The 2,287-nt window shown below is 44.2% G+C and carries 2 protein-coding genes; both read left to right on the top strand.

All coding sequences use genetic code 11. The features are described from left to right. Positions 1-162 precede the first annotated feature (162 nt). Positions 163-1,818, top strand: a complete 1,656-nt coding sequence (locus tag LC586_RS40290; protein ID WP_229491350.1) for an IS1182 family transposase — start codon at positions 163-165, stop codon at positions 1,816-1,818. Positions 1,819-1,936: 118 nt separating this feature from the next. Further along, a partial coding sequence (locus tag LC586_RS40285) for a hypothetical protein (RefSeq protein WP_229491349.1) occupies positions 1,937-2,287 on the top strand: 351 nt, incomplete at its 3' end.

The following is a 2,287-nucleotide window of genomic DNA, read 5'->3' as shown; positions in this document are numbered from 1 at the left end:
GATACCGTTGGCGAAACATTACTTAACATAAAAACGCCGATTGTACCGCGTATTACATGGAGAGGAGAAACCTCCCTTCCCGTGTATTACACGGGAAGAAAAAAATTAAGTTAACTGCCTCAATAATCAATAAACTAGAAGAAATACTTGTGGAGGCAGTATATGTGCTTACATCCTGAAGAAATTCCTCCTATTCCCGATGAAACGGTACGTGTAGCCAAGGCCGCATTTCCAAAAGGTAATTTATATATGCGACTGCGTGATGAACTTGGAGTCTTTTATCAGGATGAAGATTTTGCATCACTTTATCCACAACGGGGTCAGCCAGCACAAGCACCTTGGCGTTTAGCAATGATACTGGTGATGCAATATTTAGAAAATCTTTCTGATAGACAAGCTGCTTCTTCAGTTCAAGGACGGATTGACTGGAAATATGCTTTATCGTTGGAGTTAACAGATCCAGGTTTTGACTTTACTGTTTTAAGCGAATTCCGCGACCGATTAATAACAGGTGGTGTCGAGCGGCAAATACTAGACTTGATGCTGTCGAAATTTCAGGAACTCAAACTACTGTCAGCAAGGGGAAAACAGCGTACTGACTCGACCCATATACTAGCTGTAGTTAGGGAGTTAAGCAGACTGGAACATCTAGGGGAAACACTGCGGTATGCCTTAAATGCTGTGGCTGAAGTTGCACCCATTTGGCTGAAGTCATTAGCTCCGGCCGAGTGGTATGACCGCTATAGCAAACGCCTTGAAGATTCTCGACTCCCTAAAACACCTGCCGACAGGGAAGCGTTAGCCGAGATCATAGGTGCGGATGGTTTTCATTTACTCGATAACATCTATTCTCAAACTTCCCCCATTGAGCTGCGACAACTGCCAGCCGTAGAAGTTTTGCGTCAAGTTTGGTTACAGCAATACTATGCACCAACAGACAAGATTCAGTTACGCAGTGACAAAGATGGGCCACCTTCTGCGGTGCGAATTCGCTCTGCCTATGACTTAGAAGCGCGTAACAGCACCAAACGCACTACTAACTGGACAGGGTACAAAGTGCATTTGACAGAAAGTTGTGATGAAGATTCGCCTCACATTATCACTCATGTAGAGACAACTGTTGCTACAACACAAGACCAAACTGTTGTGCCTTCAATTCACCAATCCTTAGCCCAAAAAAACCTTTTACCTCAACAACATTTAGTTGATCAGGGATACACCTCCTCTCAATTGCTTTCTAGTTCCGAGCGCGACTATGACATTGACCTGTTCGGCCCAGTTGCAGTTAATGGTGCATGGCAAGCAAAAGCAGGACTGGGATTTGATGTATCTCACTTTCGAGTCAACTGGAAGCGAAAAGTAGTGTATTGTCCCCAAGGTAAGCGCAGCAGTCGGTGGAAACACACTCAAGATGCCTACGGCCACCCAGTAATTCACGTTAACTTCCGCACAAAAGACTGCAAAAATTGTGCGGTTCGCTCTCAGTGTACCCGTGCTGCTAACGACCCACGAGCTTTAACTATACAGGCACAACCCGATTACGAAGCCCTTCAAAAAGGCAGAGAGCGACAAAAAACTGAGGAATTCCAAAAGCAGTATGCACTACGCTCCGGCATTGAAGGAACTATCTCTCAAGGAATTCGAGCTTTTGAATTGCGCGATTGTCGTTATATTGGGCTAGCTAAAACTCATCTACAGCATATCCTGACGGCTGCCGCTATCAATTTAAGTCGAGTTTTCGCTTGGTTGGAGGAGATCCCACGGGCTAAAACTCGCTGCTCACACTTTGCAAAACTTGCGGACGCTACTGTGTGCTAGAAAATATCCGTTTTGCTTGTTGCTAAAACGTCAAGAAAATTTGGTTTATTACCGTGTAATACATGGCAGAGCATCGTCATTCCAGGTTAAACTTGCGATGTAATACACGGTAGGTTCTATGTTGAAACGGGATATTCAGGGAAAGTTTGCGCTCAAGAATGATGACTATCGTGAAGTACGTTCTTTGCGATTAACAGATGATACTTGGAAGGCTCTTGGTATTGCTTCGGAATGCTTAGGCTTAACCCGTGCTGATTATTTAGAACACATTGTTAGGCATAACAATAACCCTTGTATTACACGGGAAGACTCAGATTTTTTAGCTCCCATTCAACCAAGTATTACACGGCAGAGTGAGTCACATCAGATATCTAATACCACAAGCGCTAAACAACCTGTCGGTTTGCCACCGACTTCAGAACTTGAAATTTTACGCGATCGCATTTTGTCCCAACTGAAGTTAGGTAAG

It is taken from the genome of Nostoc favosum CHAB5714 (assembly GCF_020829495.1).
In the GTDB taxonomy this organism is placed as follows: Bacteria; Cyanobacteriota; Cyanobacteriia; order Cyanobacteriales; family Nostocaceae; genus Nostoc; species Nostoc favosum.
This window is presented reverse-complemented; position numbering and strand designations above follow the sequence as displayed.

Bases quoted from the DNA above. Each gene is read 5' to 3' on its own strand.
- LC586_RS40290 (WP_229491350.1), top strand. From the start codon at position 163: ATGTGCTTACATCCTGAAGAAATTCCTCCTATTCCCGATGAAACGGTA.